The 20,049-nt window shown below is 46.3% G+C and carries 20 protein-coding genes and 2 tRNA genes; 13 read left to right on the top strand and 9 right to left on the bottom strand.

What is annotated here, in order from left to right; all coding sequences use genetic code 11:
• Position 1: 1 nt before the first annotated feature.
• Positions 2-2,401, bottom strand: a complete 2,400-nt coding sequence (locus A2X74_RS04600) for a DUF748 domain-containing protein (protein WP_299764665.1) — start codon at positions 2,399-2,401, stop codon at positions 2-4.
• A 319-nt stretch (positions 2,402-2,720) separates the two neighbouring features.
• Here A2X74_RS04600 and A2X74_RS04595 point away from each other — a divergent pair, with 319 nt between their 5' ends.
• Positions 2,721-3,659, top strand: coding sequence for a peptidoglycan DD-metalloendopeptidase family protein (locus A2X74_RS04595; protein WP_293625971.1), 939 nt, complete (start codon positions 2,721-2,723; stop codon positions 3,657-3,659).
• A 4-nt stretch (positions 3,660-3,663) separates the two neighbouring features.
• On the opposite strand, the gene A2X74_RS04590 is transcribed toward A2X74_RS04595, so the two are convergent.
• From A2X74_RS04590 to acs, 6 genes are all read right to left on the bottom strand, one after another.
• Positions 3,664-4,113, bottom strand: a complete 450-nt coding sequence (locus tag A2X74_RS04590; protein WP_293625969.1) for a polymer-forming cytoskeletal protein — start codon at positions 4,111-4,113, stop codon at positions 3,664-3,666.
• Positions 4,114-4,130: 17 nt separating this feature from the next.
• Positions 4,131-4,571 (bottom strand): polymer-forming cytoskeletal protein, encoded by a 441-nt coding sequence (locus A2X74_RS04585; protein WP_293625967.1) that lies wholly within the window; start codon positions 4,569-4,571, stop codon positions 4,131-4,133.
• 14 nt (positions 4,572-4,585) lie between these two features.
• Entirely contained in the window at positions 4,586-4,927 is a 342-nt protein-coding gene (locus A2X74_RS04580) for a polymer-forming cytoskeletal protein (protein WP_293625965.1), read from the bottom strand.
• Between the two features lie 200 nt (positions 4,928-5,127).
• On the bottom strand, positions 5,128-5,700 hold the full coding sequence (locus A2X74_RS04575) for a phasin family protein (RefSeq protein WP_293625963.1): 573 nt from the start codon (positions 5,698-5,700) through the stop codon (positions 5,128-5,130).
• 233 nt (positions 5,701-5,933) lie between these two features.
• Positions 5,934-6,024, bottom strand: a tRNA-Ser gene (locus A2X74_RS04570).
• 57 nt (positions 6,025-6,081) lie between these two features.
• Positions 6,082-8,055, bottom strand: a complete 1,974-nt coding sequence (acs, locus tag A2X74_RS04565; RefSeq protein ID WP_293625961.1) for an acetate--CoA ligase — start codon at positions 8,053-8,055, stop codon at positions 6,082-6,084.
• Between the two features lie 165 nt (positions 8,056-8,220).
• Here acs and A2X74_RS04560 point away from each other — a divergent pair, with 165 nt between their 5' ends.
• From A2X74_RS04560 to A2X74_RS04540, 5 genes are read left to right on the top strand one after another with little or no spacing between them, the layout of a single operon-like run.
• The gene (locus A2X74_RS04560; protein WP_293625959.1) at positions 8,221-9,744 is read left to right on the top strand and encodes a fumarate hydratase; all 1,524 of its coding nucleotides are present in this window, start codon (positions 8,221-8,223) and stop codon (positions 9,742-9,744) included.
• A gap of 42 nt (positions 9,745-9,786) precedes the next feature.
• Positions 9,787-10,593: a glutamate racemase gene (gene murI, locus A2X74_RS04555; protein ID WP_293625957.1), complete on the top strand. Its 807-nt coding sequence runs from the start codon at positions 9,787-9,789 to the stop codon at positions 10,591-10,593.
• Positions 10,590-11,285, top strand: coding sequence for an energy transducer TonB (locus tag A2X74_RS04550; protein WP_293625955.1), 696 nt, complete (start codon positions 10,590-10,592; stop codon positions 11,283-11,285). The genes murI and A2X74_RS04550 overlap by 4 nt, the downstream gene beginning before the upstream one ends.
• Positions 11,286-11,289: 4 nt before the next feature.
• Complete coding sequence (locus A2X74_RS04545; protein WP_293625953.1) at positions 11,290-11,982, top strand: MotA/TolQ/ExbB proton channel family protein; 693 nt, start codon at positions 11,290-11,292, stop codon at positions 11,980-11,982.
• 2 nt (positions 11,983-11,984) lie between these two features.
• Positions 11,985-12,398, top strand: a complete 414-nt coding sequence (locus A2X74_RS04540; protein WP_293625951.1) for a biopolymer transporter ExbD — start codon at positions 11,985-11,987, stop codon at positions 12,396-12,398.
• Here the strand turns inward: A2X74_RS04540 and A2X74_RS04535 are convergent.
• On the bottom strand, positions 12,395-12,841 hold the full coding sequence (locus A2X74_RS04535) for a hypothetical protein (RefSeq protein WP_293625949.1): 447 nt from the start codon (positions 12,839-12,841) through the stop codon (positions 12,395-12,397). The two genes, A2X74_RS04540 and A2X74_RS04535, sit on opposite strands and share 4 nt — an antisense overlap.
• A 21-nt stretch (positions 12,842-12,862) precedes the next feature.
• A tRNA-Leu gene (locus tag A2X74_RS04530) sits at positions 12,863-12,951 on the bottom strand.
• Between the two features lie 134 nt (positions 12,952-13,085).
• Between A2X74_RS04530 and A2X74_RS04525 the strand changes: the two genes are divergently transcribed.
• From A2X74_RS04525 to ggt, 7 genes are all read left to right on the top strand, one after another.
• Positions 13,086-15,551 carry a penicillin acylase family protein gene (locus A2X74_RS04525; protein ID WP_293625947.1) on the top strand — a complete coding sequence of 822 codons (2,466 nt, stop codon included), beginning with the start codon at positions 13,086-13,088 and terminating at the stop codon, positions 15,549-15,551.
• Between the two features lie 71 nt (positions 15,552-15,622).
• Positions 15,623-16,030: a surface-adhesin E family protein gene (locus tag A2X74_RS04520; protein ID WP_293625945.1), complete on the top strand. Its 408-nt coding sequence runs from the start codon at positions 15,623-15,625 to the stop codon at positions 16,028-16,030.
• The gene (locus A2X74_RS04515; protein WP_293625943.1) at positions 16,011-16,442 is read left to right on the top strand and encodes a hypothetical protein; all 432 of its coding nucleotides are present in this window, start codon (positions 16,011-16,013) and stop codon (positions 16,440-16,442) included. The genes A2X74_RS04520 and A2X74_RS04515 overlap by 20 nt, the downstream gene beginning before the upstream one ends.
• 45 nt (positions 16,443-16,487) lie before the next feature.
• Positions 16,488-17,342 (top strand): formyltetrahydrofolate deformylase, encoded by an 855-nt coding sequence (purU, locus tag A2X74_RS04510; protein WP_293625941.1) that lies wholly within the window; start codon positions 16,488-16,490, stop codon positions 17,340-17,342.
• 23 nt (positions 17,343-17,365) lie between these two features.
• Positions 17,366-17,719, top strand: a complete 354-nt coding sequence (locus tag A2X74_RS04505) for a CidA/LrgA family protein (protein WP_293625939.1) — start codon at positions 17,366-17,368, stop codon at positions 17,717-17,719.
• Positions 17,716-18,441 (top strand): LrgB family protein, encoded by a 726-nt coding sequence (locus A2X74_RS04500; RefSeq protein WP_293625937.1) that lies wholly within the window; start codon positions 17,716-17,718, stop codon positions 18,439-18,441. Before A2X74_RS04505 ends, A2X74_RS04500 begins: the two co-directional genes overlap by 4 nt.
• Positions 18,442-18,454: 13 nt before the next feature.
• The gene (ggt, locus tag A2X74_RS04495) at positions 18,455-20,044 is read left to right on the top strand and encodes a gamma-glutamyltransferase (protein WP_293625935.1); all 1,590 of its coding nucleotides are present in this window, start codon (positions 18,455-18,457) and stop codon (positions 20,042-20,044) included.
• The last annotated feature ends 5 nt before the right edge of the window (positions 20,045-20,049 follow it).

Genomic DNA, 20,049 nt, shown 5'->3' with positions numbered 1-20,049 from the left:
TCTACTTGATTCTGACTTCAACTTCGAGGGGAACGCCCTCCTTGGCCGCGCTAACGGTTTTGACCTCACCCAAACTAATCCGATCATTTAGCCCTGGGTTACTTTTCACCATCAAGCTTTGTGCTAACTTGGCCCGATTTTTAGCTAGACTCTTCAAATCTTCCTCTGTCACAGGAATGCTGGCAATCAGCTCTGCGTGTAATTGTTCATTGCGTTCCGATCCATCCGGCAGGGTAATTAAACGTTGGCCCAATTTGATTCGGCCAACGGATTGAGCGTAGGCTGACTTCAAGCCAGCCTGGACCTTGGTATCCGAGAAATCAGGCGTGGGAATGGGATCATTCGGAGAGATATTGATTCCAGCCGCGTTCAGAATAGCCAAATCTGCGGTGGCCCGTGCTAAAGCAGATTTGTCTGCATTGGGGTCATAGGTGCCTACGAGCTCTAATGTGGCATGGGGCTTCTTCACCAAAAAGTCGCCAAATTTTTGTAAGCGATCCTGATCTGGCGGCAAGTACACAGCCTCGCCCAAGACCGCATTCACACCATCGCTAGCACCCATTCCTAGGAGCGCACCCAAAGCTCTAAATGGTGCAGTGGCGACGTTAGTCAACACATTGCTGATTGCCTGCCACACTAGACCGCTTGCACTGAACTCAGGTGAGTCTACATTGCCAGCAATATTGATAGTGACATCAATCGTATCGTCAGAATCTTCTAACAATGCAATTGCTAAACCCAGCGGCAATTTTTTACCCTGAAAATCAGCCACCTCTTCGCCAAGCTCAATCTTCTTAATGATGATTTGATTGCTTCCCTTTAGATCTCCATCCTTGGCGCTGTAATGCAAATTCAAATTGATCCGACCGCTTGCAATTTGGTATCCAGCAAAGGTCATAACTGCTGGATTAAAGGCGTTGAGTGGAACATTTTTGAAGTTCAGCGTCACATCGTTATTACGGCGTGGATCATCAAATGAAATTTGACCCTTACCCCGAATCGATCCAGATTCAGCCAACATGCCGTCTAAGGTCATAGTTGATGAATGGCCCGGGAGATTATTGACATTTGCAAACCTAGCATTAAATTTTCTAAGATTGACCTTGAAATTGGGCCTCATAGCCAAGTCAGAAAACTGTACCTCGCCATCACGCAAGCGCAATGATTTGATTTCCAAGGCAAATGACTGTTTTTCTTTTGCCTCCACAACGGGTGGATCAAGTTTCAGATCACTCTCCTGCTTCGAAAATAAACGCCTGAAATTAGAGAAGCCCTTTTCATCAATTTCAAACTGGAGCGCTGGTTGAGAAACCGATAATTCCTCAATACTCAGACTTGCACCAGAGCCCTTTGTACTCTGATAAACAAATCGACTCACATCGCCAGATTTCCATTTCATGAGTGATTGCTTTTGTCCTTGCTCAAGCAAATCCAAGCCCAGCAAATGCAAATCTCCTGAGATAGCAAGCGCATCATCTTTCAGACTGACATCCATAACAGACTGAATAGCCCCGCCCTGAGTCAATAGCTCTTTATTGACCGGAAGTAATGTAACAAAAGGCGCAATTGAAACATTGTTGATTTGAACTCGGCCCGCAATCGACTTATCTACTTTGAAATTCCAATGAGAGCCGATGCGTCCATCATCAATCTCGAGGTCAATCTGAGCACCCAGCTCATCAGGCGCTGGATTATCTAACGAACCCTTTATAGCCACATGTTTAAGGGCAATCTTTTTATTCAAACCTGGCAAAGTAAAACTCAGTGCACCTAGATTGAGACCATACTGGCCACGCACACCATTGACATCGCCCTGCTGATCGTAGTTCGCAATATCACGCAGCTCGATAGAAAGCGACTTAAATCGCTCTTGCAAATTGGTATGAGGATCAAATACCTCAAAAGAACCATTTGAGACCTTGAATTCATCAACTGAAATTTTGATGTCCTTCTTAGGCGCAGTTGAATCCACGGGAGGTAAATTGCGCGTAATTGCAGCTATCAACTCCTGCCAATTCCATGACCCCACACCTTTAGAGGCCGTCTTTTCGAGCTTAATGCTGGGCCCATCCAACAGAATCTCATCGAATCCCAATTCCCCAATAATGAGGTGAGACCACTTCAGCATTACTACCGATTTCTTTAAGTCAAGCAATTGCCCTTGTTGCTTATTCACTAATTGCAAGCCATCAATTTCGATGCGTAGTCGCAAAGGAGAAATGCTGAGATCTTGATAGCCAATTTCATAACCAATCTTTTTGCCATAACCCTGCACAGCATTCTTAATGGCACTCGGCACCCAAAGATGACACGCGCCCCAGAATAAAAAGGTGAGTACAAAAAAGCCCCCAATTATTCGGAGTAAATAGGTTCGTAGAGTGAAGAGTTTGGAGGCTGTCATGCTTAAAGTCATTTGAATCTTAAATAGAAATACAAAACTGGATTTACATTGCCGGTGAAAATTCTACTTATTACAACCGCCCATTATTAAATGCATGGCCAGCCAACTACCCACCGTAGCTTTATCACCTTCAGATTTTTAGCCTACATACGCAATTCAGCGGTACTAGGCCTCAATCACCAGTCTAGACTATCTAGAAATGATTCAATTAAGGGCTATTATCTTAAAGGGGTATATATCTCGGTCGAAATAACCCCTTGGGCTAACTCAAATCTATTAAAATAGAGACTTGCCTCAATAGATTTGAATTAGCCGCCATATGCAGATTATCTGGATCTCCGGATCAACCTCACAAATTAAACGAATTAACATCACCGGTCTTGGTCTATTCAAGATTGCGGCAGCTTCATGTATCGCATTTATTTTGATTGGCGCAGGCATTCATTTTTTTGGATTCAGAATTGCAGTGCAATTTAAGCCAGATCTTGCGCGGGAAATGGGTGGCGTGATCACCCTGCAAGAAAAAGAGGAAATAGAATCGGCCTATCGGGAACGATTAGAGACCTTACAAAGTCAGCTCATTAAAGTAGCCGATCAAATTGGTAAATTGCAAACTCTCAAAGAGCGCTTTACTGAGCTTGCAACCCCCGTGCCTATCCGATCCAGAATTCATGATGAGGGTGGAAAAGGTGGCCCTCATCTTCCCATTCAGTTCAACCCAAAATCTAAAGATTCACTAATTAAAGATCTAGACACTTCGGTGGATAGCGGGAAAAACTTGCTGAAAGCAGTTGAAAAGCTAGAGCAAAATTGGAATCGCCAATATCGCTGGCTCAGCCAACTGCCAATAGGGGCTCCAATCGCCACTATTACTGGCTTATCAAGCAACTACGGGCCTCGCATCGACCCAATTACTAAGCGTATTGCACAACACCCCGGCATTGATTTTTCAGCACCCCCAGGTACGCCGATCTTAGCTGCTGGAAATGGGATCGTCATCCGCACTGGAAATGATTATGCTTATGGCCTCTTTATAGAGATTAGGCACATTGATGGATTTGTTACTAAGTACGCGCATGCCAGAAAGATTCATGTGCAGCAAGGTCAGCCAGTCACACGCGGCCAAACAATTGCTGAGGTTGGTAGTACTGGCCGTACTACCGGCCCACATTTGCACTATGAAGTCAGACACAACAATTCGCTTATCAACCCCATTCAAGCGCTAGCTGGTCGCTACCAATCAGTAGGCCCTCAGTAAAAAACTACTTGCTTTTAGGGGCTGAAAATTCACTGCGTACCAGCATGCTAGAGTCATAATTACCAACAGGAGCTTCACCAGTTTTTGAGATCATGAGGCCACTAATCGTTGCTCCTGACTCGATTCCAAGCTGCCCATAGGTCACATCACCATTAACCCTGGCCCCGGAATGGAGCTCAACCCGCTCAGAGGCATAAATATTGCCTTCAACATTGCCAGCAATCAGTACACGATGGGCATGGATATCGCCTTCGACCTTCCCGGTCTTACCTAGAGCCACAGAGATTTTGCCGTCAGCTTGCGCCTCAATATCGCCAATGACTGTGCCATCAATACGCAAACCTGTATTTGTCACAATCCGGCCATGAATCACAGTAGTGGCACCAACTATTGTGTCGAAATCCTCAATAGTCGGATGTAGCAATTCATCTACATACTTTTTTTTAAAAAACATTTGATTTAAGAACGAAATCAGTTCTTATTGAATTTACCGGCTACCTTGCCGCCACGTTGAATGTGGATATTTTGATATGCAATAGTGCCATCTACGAATGCCCTAGGGCCTACATTTAAATCTTGGCACTTCACATCACCAGTCACTTTACCTTTAACCATCAATAGGTCGGCATTGAGCTCACCCTCTACTAGGCCTTCCACATCCACCAAAACAGATTTAGCTGTAATCTTGCCTTTAACAACGCCAGCAATATTCAATGTACCTTCGGAGGTAATTGTGCCTACAAATTCAAAGCCCTCGCTGATGATGGAAGGCTTACTAGGAACCCGTGGTGCACTAACGGCCGATTGCTCAGAGTTGATGTCAGCGTCACTCTCACCCTGCTCTGGAATCTCAGCTGATTCATCCAAAGTAATTTCGTCTACAGGCGCTACTGGTGGTTTTTTAGAAAACATAAGCTTCTTTGAGATTAGCTACGGGAAGATCCAGCGATATGCAGATCACCATAAATATGACCGCCTTTTTCAATCTCAATTTCTGAGTAATGAATTGCGCCACTCACCTTGCCGGTCGAGCGAATAATCAAAGACTGAGTGGAGGCAAGGTATTCAACAACCTCACCACGAATATCAACCATTTCACCGGTGACTTTTCCGCGGATGGTGCCAGTAGACTCAACAATCACTTGCTTAGCAGTGAGCTCGCCTTCGATCGTTCCAGAAATAGATGCAATGTCAGGAACTTCAAAGTTACCCTTTAGCACAACCCCTTCGCCTACAAATAGGCAACCTTGCTGATTACTTTCGGCCACTGAAGACCCTCTCAATGATTTGGTGGGAAAAAATGTGACCCGTTTCTTACAAGATTACGAATCAATTTTGCAATTTTATCATATTGAACACATTCTTAAATTGAGTCAATTGGCGGTCAAACCATGTCCAGCGGGTCTGGGAGGCCGAAAAAGAAAAAACCGCCCGAAGGCGGTTTCTCACATGAAGCAGTTAAAACGAATTAAGCAGCTTTACGGCTTTTTGCAGCTGGCTTAGCTACTGCGTATTGACCTTGAATGTTAGCCAATGCAGCGTCAACACTTTTCTCAAAGTTTGCGAAAGCGTCAGTTGCTGAAGCGCGAACTTGGTCAAACTGTTGGAGTGAAGTTTCGAATGCAGTTTTAAATGCAGATACAAATGCCTCAGAACCAGCAGGGGCTGTCTTAGTAGCTTCTTTAACAAACTTAACCATGTCAGCACGTGCGTCATCAATAGAAGCCTCAACTACTTGAGCAACTTCTTTGTTACCGTTACGTACAACTTTGTTTACCTTAGCTTGGTAAGCAGCAGCGTACTTAGCAGCTTCTTGAGCAGTTTCTGGCTGAGCCAATTTTGCCAATTGTTGAGCATCTTTAATTGCCAATAATTGTGCGCTTGCATCCTGAGCAACAACTAAAGCATCTTTAGCAGCAGCTTGATTGATTTCCGCTAATTCTTTTGCACTTTCAACAGCTACTTGAGCCAAGTACTTTGCGTTTTCAACAGCTTTAGCTTGAGCTTGTGAGATTTGGTCATTTAATTGATTTTGGAACATGATGTTTTCCTATTCTTTTATATTGATAAAATTTATTGCGATGCACCATTGTAAAAAGTTTTTTGATGCACTGCAAGAATTATTTGCGGCAATGCAACAAAAAGACCAAAAACCCCATTTTTTGATTAAAAACAGCGGGTTGTGGGGCTAAATAACATGCATCCTGAGGCCGATTTAGAAAAAAAATCAGGCAAAAACAATGAAAAAACCACCCGAAGGTGGTTTCAAACTACTGGCGGAAGAGGCGGGATTCGAACCCGCGGTAGGCTATTAACCTACGCACGCTTTCCAGGCGTGTGACTTAAACCGCTCATCCACCCTTCCGTACAGCCATTGATTATACGATTGCCGGAAGGGTTTGCCTCTAAAAACCTAGACCGCTTAAACAGACTCTTTGAGCTGTTCTAAGATTGCTGGATTTTCAAGGGTTGAAGTATCTTGAGTCACTTCTTCACCTTTAGCAATCACACGCAACAAGCGACGCATAATTTTGCCGGAACGGGTCTTAGGCAAGTTATCACCAAAACGAACGTCCTTAGGTTTAGCAATTGGACCAATCTCTTTACCCACCCAGTTACGCAACTCTGTAGCGATCTTCTTAGCATCATCGCCAGTTGGGCGACCACCTTTAAGAACCACGAATACACAGATAGCTTCACCAGTCATTTCATCTGGACGACCCACTACCGCTGCTTCAGCAACCAATGGATTGGCAACTAAGCAAGACTCAATTTCCATCGTGCCCATGCGGTGACCAGAAACGTTTAGTACGTCATCGATACGACCTGTAATGGTGAAGTAACCAGTTTCTTTATTGCGAATTGCGCCGTCACCAGCAAGATATAAAGTGCCACCCAATTCTTCTGGGAAATAAGACTTCACGAAGCGATCTGGATCACCCCAAATCGTACGAATCATGGAAGGCCATGGGCGCTTCACAACCAAGATACCGCCTTGGCCATTTGGAACATCAACGCCAGCCTCATCCACAATGGCTGCCTGAATACCTGGTAATGGCAATGTGCATGAACCTGGAACCATTGGTGTTGCGCCTGGCAATGGTGAAATCATGTGGCCACCAGTTTCGGTTTGCCAGAAGGTATCTGCGATTGGGCAGCGTGAGCCACCAACATTCTCGTAGTACCACATCCAAGCTTCTGGATTAATCGGCTCGCCGACTGAACCCAAGAGGCGTAATGAAGAGAGGTCATAGCTCTTTGGATGCACTGCTGAATCATTGCTAGATGCTTTGATCAGTGAACGAATTGCTGTTGGAGCTGTGTAGAAAATAGTCGCTTTGTGTTTTTGGATCATTTCCCAGAAACGGCCAGCATTTGGATAGGTTGGAACACCCTCAAACACGATCTCAGTAGCGCCTACAGCTAAAGGGCCGTAAGTAATATAGGAGTGGCCTGTTACCCAACCAATATCCGCAGTACACCAGAACACATCATTTGGCTTAATGTCAAAGGTCCACTTCATTGTGAGGATTGCCCACAAGAGGTAACCACCGGTTGAATGTTGTACGCCTTTTGGCTTACCTGTTGATCCAGATGTGTACAAAATAAATAGTGGGTGCTCAGCACTAACCCACTCTGGCTCGCATGTAGCAGATTCGTTAGCAACGATTTCTTGCATCCATACATCACGACCTGCAGTCATCGTGACTTCAGAGCCTGTGCGCTTGTTTACGATGACATGCTTAACCTTGCCGCACTCACCGGTAGAAAGGGCTTCATCGCAAATTGCCTTCAATGGCAATGATTTACCGCCACGGAATTGGCCATCAGCAGTAATCACTGCAACGGCACCTACGTCAATGATTCGGTCACGTAAAGCTTGTGCAGAGAAACCGCCAAACACAACAGAGTGAATTGCGCCAATACGGGCACAGGCTTGCATAGCAACGATGCCTTCAATAGTCATCGCCATATAAATAATGACGCTATCACCAGACTTGATGCCCATCTTGCGAAGTGCATTTGCCATTTTGCAAACGCGCTCGAGCAAGTCTTGATAAGTTACGTTTGTAACGGAACCATCATCAGCTTCAAAAATCAATGCAGTCTTATTGCCGAGACCGTTTTCAACTTGTCGATCTAAGCAGTTGTATGAAGCATTCGTTGTGCCATCTTCGAACCACTTATAGAAAGGCGCCTTAGACTCATCCAAAACTTTGGTGAATGGTTTTTTCCAGTAAATGTTTTCTTTAGCAAGACGACCCCAAAAACCGTCATAATCTTTTTCAGCCTCAGCACAAAGCTTGTTGTAAGCTTCCATTCCAGGAATGGCCGCAGCTTTAACAAAGTCTGCAGGTGGGTTAAATACGCGGTTTTCTTGCATCAATGGTTCCATGCTTCACAGCCCTTCTATTTAATAATCAGTCATCTTTTCCGCAAAAAATAGCGCAGAGTTGGGGGAATACACCCCCAAGAGCTAATAAGATAAGTGAAAACACGCTAGATTTGCTCTATGGCAAACCCTTAAAATAGACGAAACCTTACAAATTAAGCCTAAAACATGACAAATATCAAACAAAACGACCTTATTCAAAGCGTTGCAGACGCATTTCAGTTCATCTCTTACTACCACCCAAAAGACTTCATCTCCGCCATGGGCAAGGCTTACGAGTTGGAACAGGGTGCTGCGGCTAAAGATGCGATTGCTCAGATTTTGACCAATAGCCGTATGTGTGCCGAAGGCCATCGCCCGATGTGCCAGGACACCGGTATTGCAGTCGTTTTCCTTAAGATTGGTATGAATGTCCAATGGGGCGATGCCACGATGAGTGTTACTGAGATGGTCAATGAGGGTGTGCGTCGCGCTTACATGAACCCAGGTAACCCTCTACGTGCCTCAGTTCTGACAGATCCCGCTGGTAAACGTAAAAATACGGGCGATAACACCCCCGCTGTTGTCCATTACGAAATCGTTCCAGGTGACGATGTTGAAGTCATCTGCGCTGCCAAAGGTGGTGGCTCTGAAAACAAAGCCAAGATGGTCATGCTCAATCCATCTGACTCGATCGTAGACTGGGTACTCAAGACTGTTCCAACCATGGGTGCGGGCTGGTGCCCTCCCGGTATCTTGGGCATTGGTATTGGCGGAACCCCAGAAAAAGCCATGTTGATGGCAAAAGAGTCATTAATGGGTCCAGTTGATATTCAAGAACTGATCGCACGCGGTGCGAAGACTCGCGCTGAAGAATTGCGCTTAGAGCTATATGAAAAAGTTAATCAACTCGGTATTGGTGCACAAGGCCTTGGTGGTTTAGCTACCGTTCTTGATATCAAGATAATGGAATACCCAACGCATGCGGCTTCATTGCCAGTAGCCATGATTCCGAACTGTGCCGCGACTCGTCACGTACATTTCCACTTACATGGCGATGGTCCAGCAGTATTAGAAAAGCCTTCCTTAGCTGACTGGCCAGATGTCACCTGGACTCCGGATACCAAGAAATCCAAGCGTGTGAACTTGGATACTTTGACAGCTGAGGAAGTAGCTGGCTGGAAAGAAGGCGAAACACTCCTTCTCAACGGCAAAATTTTGACCGGTCGTGATGCGGCACATAAGCGCATTCAGGACATGCTAGCTAAGGGTGAAGAATTGCCAGTGAGCTTCAAGAACCGTGTGATCTATTACGTTGGTCCAGTTGATCCTGTAGGTGATGAAGCAGTTGGTCCAGCAGGCCCAACCACATCAACACGTATGGATAAGTTCACTGAGATGATGTTGGCTAAGACTGGCTTGATCTCCATGATTGGTAAAGCAGAGCGCGGTCCTACTGCAATTGAGGCAATCAAGAAACATAAGTCTGCTTATCTGATGGCCGTTGGCGGTGCTGCTTACTTGGTCTCCAAAGCAATTCAGACGGCAAAGGTAGTTGGCTTTGCTGACCTGGGCATGGAAGCGATTTATGAGTTTGATGTCAAAGATATGCCAGTGACAGTAGCTGTCAGCTCCGCCGGAATCTCGATGCATGAGACAGGTCCAAAAGAGTGGCAAGCAAAGATTGGTGGCATTCCAGTCAAGATTGCTTAAGTTATTCATTCAAGTGACTACCGTTAGTTAAGCGACCTTTACTTGGCACTCATCGGGGTATTTGATTCTGGCGTTGGAGGCTTATCCATTTTGGATGAGGCTTTGCGCCAGCTTCCCGAGCATGACTATATTTATCTAGCAGACTCCATCAATGCACCTTATGGAGAAAAGTCTAGCGAGTGGATAGCTTCACGCAGTATGGAATTGTGCCAATACCTAGCAGCACGTGGATGTGATGCGATTATGGTTGCATGCAACACTGCTACTGCCGAAGCTATTGCACATATTCGCAATGAGCTTAGCAATATTCCGATCATCGGCGTTGAGCCTGGCATCAAGCCTGCAGCAATGCAGTCAGCCAATGGCATCGTTGGCGTACTCGCAACTGAAGCTACGCTCAAGAGCGATAAATTTAGCGCTTTGCTGGCAACACTTCCGAACTGCAAATTTGTAAAACAAGCTGGCGCTGGTTTAGTCCCTCTAATAGAAGCAGGCCAAGCCAATGGTGAAGAAACTTTGGAGTTACTCGCCGAGCATCTAGAGCCCATTCAAGATGCGGGAGCAGATACCCTAGTGTTGGGATGCACGCACTACCCTTTTCTACGCAAAGCTATTCGCAAACTGCTGGGAGACTCAATCAACTTAATTGATACCAGTGATGCTGTAGTACGTCAGCTTAAAAGAAAATTAGAGGCACAAGGCAAGCAATTGAATGATGGCGATCAGGGCTCCATTCAATTCATTAGCAGCAAAGATGCCGAGCTTTTGCATCAAATGGCGCATGAGCTGATGCAATCGGATCTCACTGAGCGCAGCACTCAATCTCAGTTAGTGAGCACCTTTAGATGAGCACTTTCTTCAGCAGAGTGAATGCACGCCTGCCATTCAATACAAGCGAACGCATCATTATTGGCATCGTTCTTGGTTTGCATTTCCTCTTTTTGATTGGCTTTCAAAGCGGCATGAAACCTGACAACGATAACAATCTAGATGACACGCGGGTTATGGCCAACCTCGTGAGCCCTGAGGCTGCTAAGCAACCTCAAGCGGCTCCAGCTGCGCCCCCACCAAAACCCAAGCAAGAGCAGAAGAAGAAAACCGTGGATGAGAAATCCACCCAGGCACCTACACCGCCGCAAACTCAGCAACAAACGGCTACCCCACCAACACCACAGCAATCTAGTAGCGACTCACAGACCCCAAATGCTACGGTTGCACCTGCCACCACCTCTGGTTCAAGCGGTACACCGATCCAGACCGACATTGGTAAACTGGTTGTGGTCTATCAGCCTGATGCAGATGCCTACTATCCTTCCTTCTCTAAACGATCTGGCGAGCAAGGTGAAGTAGTGGTTCGATTAATCATTGATGAATCTGGCAGTGTTGAGGATGTGGCTTTATTACGCTCCAGCTCTTTTCCAAGGTTGGATCGTGCAGCAACAGAGATTGGTCGTCGTTATCGCTTTAAGCCATTCCTGGTAAATGGTTCACCGCAAAGAATTTCTACCAACCTTTTAATTAAATTTAATTTAAAGAATTAATATTATGAATACACCATTTGGCTTAGCAAATCTCTGGCTTGAAGGCGATGCTGTTACCCGCTTTGTAGCAATCATCCTACTCACTTGCTCTGTTGTGACCTGGGTCATTCTCCTGTCACGCTTTTGGGATTTGCGTACTCTGAACAAATTGAAGGTAGAGGTTGATCAATTTTGGCGTGCCACCTCATATGATCAAGGTCTGAACGCATTTACTAGCCATGCAAGCAACCCTTACTATCAGATTGCGAAGGCAGCAAGCGGCGCTTCGATCCACCATCAGAGTCAATCCACTAATCATCGCGAGCTTCTGCAAACGCTGAACTACTCTGAGTGGATGGCGAGAAGCCTCAAGAACAGCATTGACGGCGTAGCAGCGCAATTCCAAAAAGGGCTCACCTTCTTGGGTTCTACTGGTGCAATATCACCGTTTGTGGGTCTATTTGGAACCGTATGGGGCATCTACCATGCCTTAATCGCGATCAGTAGCTCAGGCAGCGCGCAGATTGATCAGGTTGCCGGCCCTATTGGTGAAGCACTTATCATGACCGCCTTAGGCCTAGCAGTGGCAATTCCTGCGGTGCTCGGATTCAATGCCATTAATCGCGCCAATAAATTATTGGTCGCCGATCTCAATCGCTTTGGCAATGATCTACTCGCCTATTTTGTAACTGGCGCCCGCGTGAAGTCCGGAGAATAAGTATGTCTTTTAATCTTCAGAGCGATTCCGAGGACAGCGGCATCATGTCCGAAATCAACATGACTCCAATGGTGGATGTCATGTTGGTACTGTTAATTATTTTCATCATCACCCTGCCGGTCATTCAGCAAGCAGTCAAAGTGGAATTGCCAAAAGCGAATAGCGTCAGAAATGAAGTGAAGCCAGAGTCAGTGCAGCTCTCGATTGATGCTCAGGGTCACATATTTTGGAATAGCACCCAAATTGATTTAAAGACGTTTGATGGCTATGCAGAAAAAGCTGCTCAGAAAGAACCGCAACCGGAAATTAATTTGCGCGCCGATAAGTCTGTGAAGTATGAGTATGTTGCTCAAGTGCTAGCCGCATCGCGCAGAGCTGGTTTAACTAAGCTTGGATTTGTAACCGAACCTAACTAAGGTTTTTTAGCGGCTGTGCACTGCTCTTGGTAAGTCTTTGTACCCTCACCGAGGGTTGCTGACAGAATTCCACCTTTTATGGTCTCCGCTTTTCTCAACTGACCAGTGGCACGATTAATCGTTATCGCTGTGATGACTGAACCCGCCCCGTACTGAACACCGTCAAAACTCTCTGGAGGAAAGTGAGCCTCCATCGAAATCAGTACTGTGGATTCGGTGATAAGCACGTTCTTCACTATTTGCCGACCAAACTCATCTGACTGATCTAAATCTCGATCATCAACAAAGACTTTTGCCTTCTGATTTTTTGAGGCGGGAATAAGCTTGAGATCGTAGGTTTCGGTGTAATTCTTTTCTGTGCGCTCACAAGTAAAAACCAGAGGCTCTACCGCCAAACAGGGAGTGACAAATAGAAATAGTAGAAGAATAGGAAGGTATTTCAAAGATGCCTGAAATCAATCGATTGGTGCCCGAGGCCGGAATCGAACCGGCACGACTTTTTTGAGTCGGCAGATTTTAAATCTGCTGTGTCTACCGATTTCACCACTCGGGCTCGCACGAGCAATAAAGCCGTACTAAATAAATCAAGACAAGCAAAATTTTAGCATGCGAGGCTCATTTGGGGCGGGAAGCCACCAATCATCTGGGCTGGTCTGGCAGCCAAGGCAAACCCACTAAACTATTCCCATGAAAATATCCGCTCCAAGCCCAGGTCTCAAGGCTCTATTCAAAGCCGTCTTTTGGCTTGGTTCTGCAGGCCTAATATTGCTCATTACAGCTGGAATAATCTACCTTGTTTCAGCTCAAACCAACCCCTCCGGTAAGCGGGTCATTAAAACCCTTGGGGATTCCGTTGCGATTAGCTTTGATGAGAGCGACATTCCGCATATTCAGGCAAAAAGCTCAAGCGACGCACTCTTTGCCTTGGGCTATTTACATGCTAGCGAACGTTCCTGGCAAATGGAAATTAACCGCCGCCTATCCAGCGGTCGACTCTCTGAAATCCTCGGTAAAGAAACTCTAGCGATTGATCGCTTTATTCGTACCTTAGGCATTAAACATGCCGCTGAAAAACAGTTTGATCGCTACCCTATTGCCGCCAAGCGATTGCTGCAATCCTATGCGGATGGAGTCAATGCTGGCAATGCTCACTTGGGTTGGGCCCTGCCGGTTGAATATTTTTTAACTGGATCTAAACCAGGTCATTGGTCCCCTACGGACAGCGTGGCATGGATGTTGATGATGGCACTAGATCTGGGTGGTAACTGGCATAAAGAATTGCAGCGACTTGAGCTCTCGCAATTTTTGACTACGAAGCAAGTATGGGAAGTGATGCCAGCATATACGCCAGGCGACCCTGTGAGCAATGTTGACTTTGCCAAAATGTATCGGGACATCAATGTATTTAATCCGAATCCGCTCACACGCGATCAAAAGTCGAAAAAGCTACCTGCCACTGAATTGGCCATCAATGAAGTGCCAGGCGGCAAGGATGGCCTTGGGTCTAATAACTGGGCGCTGAGCGGGAAGCTCACAGCTTCTGGCAAACCGTTACTTGCTAATGACCCACATCTCGGCTTATCAGCGCCAGCCATTTGGTATATGGCTCATATGGAGGCACCAAGCCTTAATGTCATTGGCGCTACCCTGCCTGGTATTCCGGCGGTGGTATTGGGTAGAACTGATAAGTTCGCTTGGAGCTTTACGAATACCGGCCCAGATGTTCAGGATTTATATATTGAGCAATTAGACCCAAAAAATCCTGGTGTCTATCGAGGCCCAGAAGGATCGCTTCCATTTAAAGTGCGACAAGAAATCATCGACATCAAAGGTCAGCCCCCGCTTCGCTTTTTGGTTAAAGAGACTCGACATGGCCCCGTGATTTCAGAATCATATGCACGAGCCAAACGAGCTATTGATACCGATCGTTTTGCCCTCAGCTTACGCTGGACTGCCCTGGATATTGAAAATCAATCTGTTGCTGGTTTGCTCGATATGAATCACGCAAAAGATATCAATGCGTTTAAGCAAGCGTTGCGCAAAAACTATGCACCCATGCAAAACGTAGTGATGGCAGATGTCGATGGAAATATTTCACTTCAGGCGGCTGGTGTTGCCCCTAAGCGCACCTTGCACCAAGGGCTATATGGAGTAGCACCTGCACTGGGCTGGGAGAAGCAATATGACTGGGCTGGATACGTTCCATTTGATCAACTACCCAGTAGCAATAACCCAGACGCAAACTGGATAGCCACAGCCAACCAAAGAATATTGTCTAGCAACGATCCCAACCCGCTCACTGGCGACTGGGATTTGCCAACCCGCTACGACAGAATCGTAGATCTCATCAAAGGCAAATCTGTGCATGATCTTGCCTCCATGAAATCAATGCAAGCAGATACCCTCTCTTTGGGCGCTACACCATTATTAGAATTATTTAAGTCCGCTCAATCAAAACATCCTTTAGCTCAACAAGCCATTGAGCCGAGCAGAAACTTTGATGGCGATATGAAAATAGATAGTGCTGGTGCACTCATATTCAACGCTTGGGCTGATCAGCTATCAAGAAAACTTTTTTCTCGTTTGGGATATTTGTTCACAGAAAATTACGGGGCACGCAACTTTAGACAGCCTTTGATTTTGCAATTGCAAAATCCAGATAGCCCTTGGTGCAATGATCCCAATACTGAACAAATTGAAAGTTGTGCGGACGCTTCCAATGCGGCACTTGATAAAGCACTAGAGCAGCTGAGCGCCCAATTTGGCAATAACCCCAAAAATTGGACTTGGGGCAATGCACATATTGCCGTCTCAGAGCATCGACCATTAAGCAAGGTCCCTCTCTTGGGAAGCCTCTTCAATTTGACGCAGCCTTTTCCCGGGGATAGCTTTAGCATCAATGTGGGGCGCCTGGAACTTCTGAGAGCCGACAATCCTTTTGAAACCAAGCAGGCCCCAAGCCTTCGGACGCTCTTTGATTTGTCTGATTTAGAGCAATCTCTCTTTATTTATCAAACTGGTCAATCTGGCTGGGTGCAAAGTAAGCTCTATCGGAATATGAGTGGACTTTGGGCTCAAAATGAATATCTCCCACAGCAAATGAAACCCAAAAAAATTAGCAGGCAGCTGGATCTGAATATTAAGGAAAAATAAGCCGGGGAGTTTAGAATAGGGGCTAGAGGCCCGATTGGGGTTTAACTGATTGATTGGCAACGCTATTGAATATGAAAAAATTACACACACTCACTATTTTTACCGCCCTCTCCCTACTTCCATTCTCCAGCAGTTTCGCTGAGTGGAAAGAATTGGGATCAAATGAGTTAATGGTGGTTTATGTAGATCTAGATACCGTTAGCGCTTCTGGTGAAAAAGCACAGATTATGTCGATGTTAGATTTTAAAAAACCTGGCGTAAATCCCAAAACAAAGCAGCCTGTTAGCTCAATCATTGGGATCAATGAATACAACTGTCCAGCTATTAGCTATCGCCCAATCGAATACAAAGAGTTTGCTGGCAATAAAGGTAGCGGCGCAGTAGTTTCAGATAACAAGACTCCAGATAGTGAATTTGAACCTGTTGTAAATGAATCATGGGCAGCAGGAGTATTTAACGTTGTCTGCCAGCGCAAATAATTACATTTCTTTGAATGCCTGCCTAAGCAGACCAAACCCATCGGGCTGGTCTGCTTTTTGCTTTTATCTAACCGCCATCCTTGGAGGCGCTGCCCTTTGCCTCGGTATGATGGGTTGCGCAGCCCCTCTTTTAGCCCTAGGTAGTTCAGCAACTGGTGTAGCTAGCTCTGCTGGGACTGCTGCCGTCTCAGTAGCAGTAGCAAATCCTTCAACTGCGGTGAGCGCCATCTCTACGGCCACCACCGGAAAATCCCCCTTAGAACACGCCGCTTCTGCAGCCACCAAGCAAGATTGCAATTTCCTCAATGCTTTGGGACCTAAACCCATTTGCAGCGATATTCCCGTCCCCACCATCAAAGATATGAGCGAGCCTTATCCAGGCCCTGCAGATAGCCTGACCACTTCTAAATAAGCAGTCTAAAATTAGGCCTTATAAGCAATCCCATTTACTAAAGCCATGACTACAGAAAATTACTACCTCACACTTACCTGCCCTAATCGTCCAGGCATTGTTGCCGCAGTTTCAACCTACATCTATGAATTGGGTGGTGATATTGAAGAAGCTCAACAGTTTGATGACAAAGCTTCTAAACGTTTCTTTATGCGCGTGAGTTTTAGCTGTAGTGCTGATAGCAACACTTTGAGAACTGGCTTTGTAGAAATCGCTGACCGTTTTGATCTCACTTGGGACTTGCGTGCCGTCAAAGATTTAAAGCGCGTATTGATCATGGCATCTAAGCTAGATCATTGCCTGGTAGACTTACTCTATCGCTGGCGTATTGGTGAATTACCAATGATTATTTGCGGAATCGTTTCCAATCATCCGCGCGAGGTTTACTCCAGCATTGATTTTGCCGATATTCCGTTTTATCACCTTCCCGTCACACCAGAAACCAAACCAGCACAAGAAGCCAAACTCTTGGAAATTGTTGCTGAGTCCAAAGTGGATATGGTTATTTTGGCGCGCTATATGCAAATTCTGTCAGATGACTTGTCCACCAAATTATCTGGACGCTGCATTAACGTTCATCACTCATTCTTGCCTAGCTTCAAAGGTGCCAAGCCTTACCACCAGGCTCATGCGCGAGGCATTAAGCTGATTGGCGCTACAGCACACTTTGTTACTAGCGATTTGGATGAAGGTCCGATCATTGAACAAGACGTGACTCGCGTCACCCATGGCGATACACCTGAAGACTTGGTTCGCAAAGGTCGAGATTTAGAGCGCACCGTGCTTTCACGCGCTCTTCGTTATTACTTGCATGACCGCGTCTTGATTAATGGAGCCACTTCGGTTGTCTTCTCCGATTAAGTTGAATCTCTGAGGCCTTATCTATGATCTCCGGCCTTGTTCAAATACTGTTATTCCAGAGTCTAGGCGAGCTCGTATCCAAGTTCGCCTTGCCGACTCTTCCGGGTCCTGTGATTGGCTTGGTACTACTGATTATTTGGCTGGTACTACGCAAAGGGATTAACAACGATCTCGCCATGGTCGCAGACGGCTTTAGCCAATACCTTGGACTCTTATTCGTACCGGCAGCAGTAGGTGTGGTTCTATTTTTACCTCAACTCAAAGCCAATGCACTGGCTATTGTGAGCGCCTTAGTGGGTAGCGTTATTCTCACAATCGCCACAACGGCAATTGTTGTCCGCTTTTTGAGTGCAAAACACCAAAGCACAGAATCATGAGTGAAAAGCACTCCATCGTAGAGATTTGGGTTTACCTCTCGGCTAGCCCCTTATTTGCCCTCTTTATTACTTTGGCAGCCTATCAAATTGGCCTCTTGATCTATAGAGCGACTAAACAAAATCCCCTGGCGAACCCAGTAGCTATTGCCATCATCTTGGTGGCCAGCATGATTCAATTGATTGAGATGCCCTATTCCACCTATTTTGAAGGTGCTCAATTTATTCATTTCTTATTAGGCTCGGCCACTGTGTCGTTGGCAATACCAATATATAGAGGACTCAGCAGTCTTAAGGGTCGATCTTTTCCCTTGCTAGCGTCTTTAGTTGTAGGTGGCTTGGTATCCATCATCAGCGCCGTCAATATCGCCAAGTTATTCGGCGCAGATTCCAGCATCACTGGTGCCATGTATCCCAAGTCGGTAACCGCACCAATTGCCATGGGTATCGCCGAGCGTATTAGCGTATCCCCAACCCTCACCGCTATCTTTGCCGTCACCACCGGAATTCTGGGGGCTATTTTGGCGCCATTTATTCTGAATGCACTGGGCATGAAGGCATGGTGGCAACGTGGCTTTGCCATTGGCATTGGCGCTCACGGTATCGGCACCTCGCGAGCATTTAGTATTCATCCTGAGGCAGGCACGTATGCCAGTCTCGCTATGGGCATGAACGGCGTGATTAGTGCGGTAGCTATTCCGATTTTGTATCACATCTTTAACTAAGAAAATTGCAATTATGTTGATTTCTCCTCCCTATAGTGGCGCCCGCGCCCCAGTGTTAGCTAAAAATGCTGTTGCTAGCTCACAGCCTTTAGCAACCCAAGCTGGCATTGAAGTTCTTCAACATGGAGGAAATGCGGTTGATGCGGCTTTAGCGACAGCAATCACACTCACCGTAGTTGAGCCCACTATGAATGGTCTCGGTGGGGATGGCTTCGCATTGATTTGGGATGGCAAAAAACTGCATGGCATGAACGCCTCTGGTCGGGCACCCAGTGCATGGACGCCAGACTATTTTTCAGGCAAAGCTGCAATGGATTTGATTGGCTGGAATACCGTAACCGTGCCAGGCATGGTGTCTGGATGGATTGAGTTATCTCGTAAATTTGGCAAGCTACCTTTTGCGCAACTCTTTAAGCGCGCAATTGATTATGCCGAGAATGGTTTTCCAGTTTCGCCGGTGATTGCTCGCCAATGGCGCGAAGCAGTTCCGATCCTAAAGAATCAACCTGGCTTTAGTGATTCTTTTTTGATCGACGGGAAGGCTCCTGTTGCCGGCCAAATATGGCGCTACCCGGCTCAAGCAAAAACACTTCGTGAAATTGCTGAGACTGAAGGTGAATCTTTTTATACCGGTAAGTTAGCGCAAAGCATGGTTGACTTTGCACAGAGTACTGGTGGTTGCTTCACCATGACTGACTTTGCGAATAATCAAACTGAATGGGTTGAGCCTTTGGCATTTGATTATGGTGAATACACTCTCCATGAAATACCACCCAATGGCTCGGGCATCGCTGCACAAATGGCGCTGGGTATTTTGCAGGCAGCCAATGTAAAACAATATCCCGCCAATTCTGCACAACGTATTCATCTTCAAGTAGAAGCAATGCGCATTGCTTTTGCAGATGCTTATGCCTACGTATCTGATGCCAGCTCGATGAAGGTGGCAGCAAGTGCTTTATTAGATAGGGATTATCTGGCTAGCCGTGCTGCACTCATTAATCACAATCAAGCGGGAACATATGGCGCTGGAGATCCACATGCTGGTGGCACCGTTTACCTTTGTGCTGCAGATGAATCCGGCATGATGATTTCTTACATTCAGTCGAACTTTAAGGGCTTTGGCTCCGGAGTGGTTGCTCCCGGCGGCATTGCACTCCATAACCGCGGCATGAGCTTTAGCCTGACTGATGGTCATCCCAATCAAGTAGGGCCAGGTAAGCGCCCTTTTCACTCCATCATTCCTGCATTTTTAACAAAGGGTAATCAACCTACTATGGCGTTTGGTGTGATGGGTGGCAATATGCAGCCACAAGGACACATTCAGTTTGTCATGCGATTTGTTGATGAGTATCTCAATCCGCAAGCTTGCTCTGATGCACCCCGCTGGAGAATTGATGATCTTGGCAAACTCACAGTAGAAGCCTCTATGCCCACAGCGGTGGTTGAAGGCTTAAAGGCGATGGGGCATGAAGTCACTGTGATGCCAGCAAATAGCTTGGATTTTGGTAGCGCCCAAGCAATTGCGCTGCTCGGCGAAGAAACTAAAGATGCCTATATTGCTGGTAGCGATCATCGCCGCGATGGATTGGCGGCGGGATTCTAGATTTC

The sequence above is a fragment of the Polynucleobacter sp. GWA2_45_21 genome, assembly GCF_001830325.1.
Classification (GTDB): Bacteria; Pseudomonadota; Gammaproteobacteria; order Burkholderiales; family Burkholderiaceae; genus Polynucleobacter.
Note: the sequence above shows the minus strand (reverse complement) of the source record. Positions and strands in the feature narration are given on the sequence as shown.